Source organism: Modestobacter sp. KNN46-3 (assembly GCF_011039295.1).
On the sequence record NZ_JAAKGN010000203.1, the window covers coordinates 1 to 6,921 of the forward strand.

Below are 6,921 nucleotides of genomic sequence, written 5' to 3' on the forward strand. Positions count from 1 at the left end.
CGTGCGGCCGCAGCGGCCTCGCCGGCCGCGATCAGCGCCTTGGAGGGCACGCACCCGGTCCACAGGCACTCACCGCCCCAGGTGCCGCGGTCGACGAGCAGCACCCGTGCGCCCAGGGAGGCGGCGGGGGGGCGTAGTCGGCCCCGTTGCTGACCAGCATCGTCACCTGGCCGCCCGGCGGGACGGAACGACCGCCGGAGGGAGCGAGCCCGACCACCCGGCCGGCGGGCCGGGCGCCGTCCACCACCTGTCGGGCGACCTGGAAACCACGCTCGGCCAGCAGCCCACCGCACCAATCCGACCAGGCGCCGACGCACCCACCCGGCACGGTGGCCCGCTCACTGCGCAGGTACTGCGGGTCCGGCGGCGCGAAGGCCGCGACCGGCCGACCGGTGAGCACCGGCGCCATCGCGTCGTGCCAGACGGTGGCCGCCTTGCCACCACCGAACCCGCCGACGTCCTGGTTGCGGACCGGGTCGTAGACCATCACGCTCGCCGCGAACTGCGGGGTGTAGCCGACGAAGGTGACCGAGTAGTTGCCCTGGGTGGTGCCGGTCTTCCCGGCGATCTGGTGGCCGGGGACGTGCGCCCGGCGACCGGTCTGTCCGGGCGAGCCCGGCTCGACGTCCTTGCGCAGTGCGTGGTTCAGCGTGTCGGCGATGCCCGGCGCGATCACCTCGGGCGTGCACTGCGGCCCACCGACCAGCGGCTGGCCGTCCGGGCCGGCCAGCGGCTCCCCGGCCCGGTCGACGACGGCCTCGACCAGCCGCGGCTCGCAGCGCGTGCCGCGGGCGGCGAGGGTGGCGTAGGCGTTGGCCAGGGCCAGCGGGCTGGTCGGCTCGGCCCCGAAGGTGAACGAGCCACGGTTCTCCGCGACGACCTGGTCGGCGATCGGGTCGAGGCTGGTCAGCCCGAGCCGCTGGGCCACCCGGACCGGCCCCTCGATGCTGCCCAGCGCGTCCTCGAGAGCGAGGAAGTAGGTGTTGGAGGAGCGGTAGAGGGCCTGCTCCATGTCCAGCCGGCGCGGGTAGTTGCCGGCGTTCTCGACGTCGTAGGGACCGTCGCCGTCGCGGTAGACCTCGGAGGCGTAGGGGTCCGGGGTCCGCAGCTCGAAGTCCAGCCCGAAGCCCTGCTCCAGCGCGGCCGCGGCGGTGAAGACCTTGTACGTCGAGCCGGCGCCCTGGCCGGCGGCGGCAGGGAGGTCGACCGTGGTCTGCGCCGGGTCGGCCTCGTCGAGCCCGTACCTGCGGTTGACCGACATGGCCAGCACCCGGCCGGTGCCGGGCTCGACGTTCACGTAGACGGCGGCGCGCGGGTCGTCCATCGCCAGGGTCTGCACCACGGCGGCGTCCCCGGCCAGCTGCACCCCCGGGTCCAGGGTCGTGCGCACGGTCAGCCCACCGGCCTGGAGCTGCTCGAGGGTCACGCCGTACTGCTCGGTGAGCACCTTCAGCAGGTGCCCGCAGAAGAAGGCGCCGATGATCGCCTCGGTGCACCCGTTGGGGGCGCTGCCCCCGTCGACGACGCCGAGCGGCTCCGCCCGGGCGGCGTCCGCGGCGGCCTGGTCGAGCAGGCCGACCTCGGCCATGCGGCGCAGGACGAGGTCCCGGCGCTGCTTCGTCGGCTCGGGCGCGGTCACCGGGTCGTAGTAGGCGGGGCTGCGGACCAGCCCGGCCAGCATCGCGGCCTGCGCGGCGGTCAGCTGGTCGGCGGTGGTACCGAAGTAGCGCTGCGCGGCGGCGGCGACCCCGTAGGCACCGTTCCCGAAGTAGACGGTGTTGAGGTAGCGGGTGAGGATCTCCTCCTTGGTGTACTGCGCCTCCACCGCCAGCGCGATCTGTGCCTCCCGCAGCTTGCGGCCGACGGTGTCGGCCGTCGCCGCGGCCCGGCCGTCGGCGTCCTCGGCCGTCTGCAGCCGCAGCTGCTTGACCAGCTGTTGGGTGATCGTGGAACCGCCCTCGGTGACCTCGCCGGCGGCGATGTTGCGCGCCAGGGCACGCAGCAGCCCGCGGGAGTCCACCCCCGGGTGGTCGCGGAACCGGGCGTCCTCGATCGCGATCAGCGCGTCCTTCATCACCGGGGCGATCTGCTCGCCGGTGAGCGGGCGCCGGTTGCGCGAGTAGAACTCGGTGATCAGTGAGCCGTCCGCGGCCAGGACGCGGGTGTTGCCGGGCAGCCGGGTGTCGACGGCGGCGGTCTCCAGCGGGCGGACGAGGGCGGCACCCTGCTGGGCCAGCGCGCTGGCCCCGCCGATCCACGGCCCGACGACCCCGGCGACCAGCCCGCCGGCGACCACGAGGGCGATGACCAGGCGGAGCAGGACGACGCCGCGGCGCCGGGGACGCGGCGCGGCCGGTTCCGCGGCCGGCAGCAGCCAGGGCTGTTCGCCCGAGGGCCGACCTCCTCCTCCGGCGATGACCTGCACCTCTTCCGACGCTGGGCAGCCGACTCCTGCCCGCCGGCCACGGTGGGTTGTCCTCGACGGTGCTCCGGGACGTCCGACCCATGCACGCCTGCGGCACTTCTCAACGTGATCGTCATGTTCGCGGTGCCGGCAGAGGGGCGCGGCGCGTGCCCGCCCGGCCCCGTACGGTCGCTCGGTGACCGCTGCGCAGGAGCTGCTGACCGAACGGGTCCAGGGCGTGCTCGACGTCCCGCTGCACGCCTGGCTCGGCCTGCGGCTCGCCGACCCGGCCGACCCCGCGGCCGGCCTGGTCCTGCCGGTCGGGCCACCGACGTTGAACAACGGCGGGGTGCTGCACGGTGGGCTGGTGGCGGCCCTGTTGGACGTCGCCGCCTACGTCCACCTGCTCCCCCACCTCGGCCCGGGCGAGAACGCGGTGACGCACGACGCGACCAGCTCGCTGCTGCGGGCGGTGCAGCCGGGCGCGGAGCTGCGGCTGACCGGCACGCTGCTCCGACTCGGCCGGTCGGTGGCGTTCCTGCGCGCCGAGGCGAGCGTCGACGGGGTGCTGGTCGCCGCCGGCCAGGTGACGAAGACGGTCCTGCGCCCCCGCTGAGCCCGGACGCGCACCGCACCCGCCCACACTCGAGACGACGACCGGAGAGCCCCACCGATGACCAGCACCCTCACGCCGCCCGGGTTCGCCGCCCGGCTCAAGGAGGCGACCCAGGCCGACCACACCGCGGCGGAGACCTCGGGGTTCGTCACCGCGCTGCTCGCCGGGGAGCTCCCCCGTACCGCCTACGCCGACCTGCTCACCCAGACGCACGCGGTCTACGCGGTGCTGGAGGAGGCGGCCGTGGCCCAGGCCGACTCCCCGCAGGTGCGCCCGTTCCTGCACCCGGGACTGGTCCGGCTGCCCGCGCTGGAAGCCGACCTGGCCTTCCTGCTGGGGCCGGGGTGGCGGAGCGAGGGGGTGGTCCTGCCGGCCACGGAGCGGTACGTGACCCGGTTGCGGGAGGTCGCCTTCGACTGGCCGGCCGGGTTGGTGGCCCACCACTACCTGCGCTACCTCGGCGACCTGTCGGGCGGGCAGATCATCCGGCGACTGGTCGGCCGCACCTTCGGCCTGGAGCAGGACGGCGTGCGGTTCTACGTGTTCGACCAGATCCCCAAGCCCAAGCCGTTCAAGGACGCGTACCGGGCCGCGCTCGACGCCGCACCGTGGAGTGCGGCGGAGCAGGACCGGGTGATCGCCGAGGTGTCGCTGGCCTTCCGGCTCAACGCCGACGTCTTCGCCGACCTCGGCGCGCGGCACGGGACGGGCGGGCCCGCCCCGGCGTGAAGCGGCCCTGAACACACTGCGGCCCCGCACTCCTCGGAGTGCGGGGCCGTGGTGCTGTCTCAACCAGACGTGCGCCCGAAGGGACTCGAACCCCTAACCTTCTGATCCGTAGTCAGATGCTCTATCCGTTGAGCTACGGGCGCGTGGTGCGTGTTCAGTTGTCGCGCGGAGGCTCCGGGATTTGAACCCGGGATGGGGATTAACCCAAACCGCATTAGCAGTGCGGCGCCATAGACCGGACTAGGCGAAGCCTCCCGGAGACCGGGTTGCCCCGGAACCACCGAGGGGAAAGGTTACCAGCGCGTGCGGGCGGCTCCCAACCGGGGTCGGGAGCCGCCGTCGATCAGGCCGGGACGGCCTCACGCCGAGGCTCGGTGGGCAGGTCGGGACGGCGTCCGGGCAGGAGCGTGACCGCCACGGCCAGCGCGGCGGCACCGGTGGCCATCACGAGGGCGCCGGCCACACCGGCCGAGGTCTCGATCAGCGCGCCACCGACCGCAGCACCGATCGCCGAGGCACCGAAGGTCACCGTCGACAGCCAGGTGAACGCCTCGGTGACCGCCGACGCGGGGGCGATCGACCCGACGAGCGAGCTCTGCACGGTGAGGGTGGGGGCGATCGCCGTCCCGCCGAGGAAGAGCAGCGCGCCCAGCACCCACGGGTCGGAGATGGCTGCCAGCGGCGCGAGGCCGATCGTCACGCCCAGCAGGCACCAGCGGTACTGACGGGGCAGCGAGGCGCTGACCACGCGGGCGCCGAACCAGAGGCCACCCCCGGCAGAGCCCAGCGCCCACACGGCCAGCAGCAGGCCGGAGATGCCGGGCGACCCGGCGTCGTCGGCGAACGCCGGCACTGCGACCTCGAGCCCACCGACACCGAACATCAGTGCGGTGCCGCTGAGCAGGACGCGCGGCATCCCCGGCGTGGTCACCGTCGACAGCAGCCGCCGCGACTCCGCGACCACCGGCCTCCAGGCACGCATCGGTGCACTCGTGGCGATCCCGAGGGCGCCCAGGACGCCGAGCACGCCGGCGAGGCCGAGGGCGATCGCCGGGCCGGCGACGAACGTCAGCGCGGCGACGAGGGTGGGGCCGGCCACGAACACCAGTTCGGTGGCGGTCGCGTCCAGGGCGTAGGCCGTGGGGCGGACGCGGACGTCGACCCGCGACCAGAGCGCCCGCACCGTGCCGGAGACCAGCGGGGTGCTGGCCCCGACCGCGGCCGCGGCCGCGAACACCCACGGCAGCGGCGCACGGCCCAGGACGGCGGCGGCCATGAGCGCCAGCAGCAGCGGGTAGCCCACGGACTGGACGAACAGCACCAGCCGAGGGCTGCGGCGGTCGGCCAGCCGCCCCAGCACCGGGGCCATCACCGCGGTGGCGATGCCGTACGTGGCCGAGACGCCGCCGGCGATCGCGTACGACCCGGTCTGCTCCTGCACCATGAGCAGCAGCGCGAGCGGCACCATGGAGGACGGCAGTCGCCCGGCGAACCCGGCGAGCAGGAGGACCGGAGCGGACGGCAACCGCCACACGGCGAGGTACGAACGCATGACTGGCTCACTTCGAGACGTGCGAGAAGGGGAATCTGTAGGCGGTCAGATGCTGTTCACCGCCTACAGGTTCCGGAGGCTACGGACCAACGAGTAGGGAGTCAAATGGACTACGACACCTACGGGTCGAACGCCGTCGAACTGGCCATCGACCTGGCCAACGCCGACCGCGACGACCCGGACTGGGTGCGGGTGTTCCTCGACGCCCACGACGAGTGGTTCACCGACGGGACGGCGCTGGAGCTGCGCCCCGCCGAGGCCGGAGCGGTGGCGCAGACGTCGTCCCTGGTGCGTGACGTCGCCGAGGCCGACAGCGAACCGGAGGTGATGGCGCGCCTGAACGCCCTGCTGGCCCTGGCCTCCCCGAAGCCCTATGCCACCGACCACGACGGCGAGCTGCACCTGCACTACGCCCGCCCCGACGCCGGTGTGGTCGAGCAGCTGACGACGACCGTGGCGATGGGCCTGTCCCAGGTCGTGGTGCAGCACGGCTGGCAGCGTCTGGGCGTCTGCTCGGCCGAGGGCTGCGGGCACGTGTACGTCGACACCTCGCGCAACGCCAGCCGGCGGTACTGCTCCAACACCTGCGCGAGCCGCTCCACGGTGGCCGCGTACCGCGCCCGCCAGCGCACCTGAGGACGACGCCGGGTGCTCCATCCCCGCCACTGGGACACGCTGCTGCTCGAGCGCGTGGGCCGACTGCCCGCGACGCCCGTCGACCGGTGGCTGCGCCGGCTGTCGACCACGGCGGACCACGGCAAGCTCTGGGCGTTGATCGGGGCCGTCCTCGCGTTGCGGCCGGGGCAGCCTCGACGCGCCGCCGTGCGCGGGCTGGGGTCGATGGCCGTGTCGAGCGCGCTGGTGAACGCTGTCGTCAAGCGGGTGTTCGGCCGGGTCCGGCCAGACCGGGCCGCCGCGCAGGGCGATCGGGCGCTGCGCCGGGTTCCGCACTCGTCGTCGTTCCCGAGCGGACACTCGGCGTCCGCAGCGGCCTTCGCGACGGGGGTCGCGCTGGAGAGCCCGGCGACCGGGGCCTTGATCGCGCCGCTGGCGCTCGGCGTGGGCTACTCGCGGGTGCACGTGGGCGTGCACTACCCGGGGGACGTGCTCGCCGGGATGGCATTGGGCTGCGGCGTCGCACTGGCCAGCCGGCACTGGCGGACCGTCCCGACCCAGCCGACTCTCCCGGCGACCGACGCGACGCGCCCCCGGCCCCGCCGGTAGGACGCGACCGAGCCGCGTCGGGCGCGGTCGCCACCGGCTGACCCGAGGTCGCCACCGGCTGACCGGAGGTCGCCACCGACTGACCGTGCAGTGCATCCGGCGGTGCTAGTGCTCTGGTTGCACTGCTGCACCAGAGCACTAGCGTCCACAGTTCGACCTTCTGGGCGACGCGGCGAGCCGCTGACCTGCGTACTCTCCTCACGACTTCAGTCGGGTGGCGCAGGGAGGACGACGCATGCGGCCGGTTCGGGCAGCTGTGGCAGCGGCCGTGGCGATCGCCGTGCGCGGGCAGTCGGCCCACGCGCTCGAGCAGCAGCGTGTCCCAGTGGCGGGGATGGAGCACCCGGCGTCGTCCTCAGGTGCGCTGGCGGGCGCGGTACGCGGCCACCGTGGAGC

Annotated in this window: 5 protein-coding genes, 2 tRNA genes and 1 pseudogene; 4 read left to right on the forward strand and 4 right to left on the reverse strand. The window is 74.2% G+C overall.

What is annotated here, in order from left to right:
* Window positions 1-418: 418 nt before the first annotated feature.
* Window positions 419-2,425, reverse strand: a pseudogene (locus tag G5C62_RS24365) (transglycosylase domain-containing protein); the annotation flags it as partial.
* A gap of 175 nt (window positions 2,426-2,600) precedes the next feature.
* Between G5C62_RS24365 and G5C62_RS24370 the strand changes: the two are divergent.
* Both G5C62_RS24370 and G5C62_RS24375 read left to right on the forward strand, forming a co-directional pair.
* The gene (locus tag G5C62_RS24370) at window positions 2,601-3,020 is read left to right on the forward strand and encodes a PaaI family thioesterase (RefSeq protein WP_231558548.1); all 420 of its coding nucleotides are present in this window, start codon (window positions 2,601-2,603) and stop codon (window positions 3,018-3,020) included.
* A gap of 57 nt (window positions 3,021-3,077) precedes the next feature.
* Window positions 3,078-3,749: a heme oxygenase (biliverdin-producing) gene (locus G5C62_RS24375; protein WP_164703048.1), complete on the forward strand. Its 672-nt coding sequence runs from the start codon at window positions 3,078-3,080 to the stop codon at window positions 3,747-3,749.
* Window positions 3,750-3,819: 70 nt separating this feature from the next.
* Here the strand turns inward: G5C62_RS24375 and G5C62_RS24380 are convergent.
* From G5C62_RS24380 to G5C62_RS24390, 3 genes are all read right to left on the reverse strand, one after another.
* Window positions 3,820-3,892, reverse strand: a tRNA-Arg gene (locus tag G5C62_RS24380).
* Window positions 3,893-3,915: 23 nt separating this feature from the next.
* Window positions 3,916-4,004: transfer RNA gene (locus tag G5C62_RS24385), tRNA-Ser, on the reverse strand.
* Window positions 4,005-4,092: 88 nt separating this feature from the next.
* A complete protein-coding gene (locus tag G5C62_RS24390; RefSeq protein ID WP_036341310.1) occupies window positions 4,093-5,301 on the reverse strand; it encodes an MFS transporter in 1,209 nt (402 codons plus the stop codon).
* Window positions 5,302-5,406: 105 nt separating this feature from the next.
* On the opposite strand from G5C62_RS24390, the gene G5C62_RS24395 reads away from it, so the two are divergent.
* Both G5C62_RS24395 and G5C62_RS24400 read left to right on the forward strand, forming a co-directional pair.
* The gene (locus tag G5C62_RS24395; protein ID WP_036341313.1) at window positions 5,407-5,937 is read left to right on the forward strand and encodes a CGNR zinc finger domain-containing protein; all 531 of its coding nucleotides are present in this window, start codon (window positions 5,407-5,409) and stop codon (window positions 5,935-5,937) included.
* Between the two features lie 12 nt (window positions 5,938-5,949).
* Window positions 5,950-6,525 (forward strand): phosphatase PAP2 family protein, encoded by a 576-nt coding sequence (locus G5C62_RS24400; RefSeq protein ID WP_052091693.1) that lies wholly within the window; start codon window positions 5,950-5,952, stop codon window positions 6,523-6,525.
* Window positions 6,526-6,921: the final 396 nt, after the last annotated feature.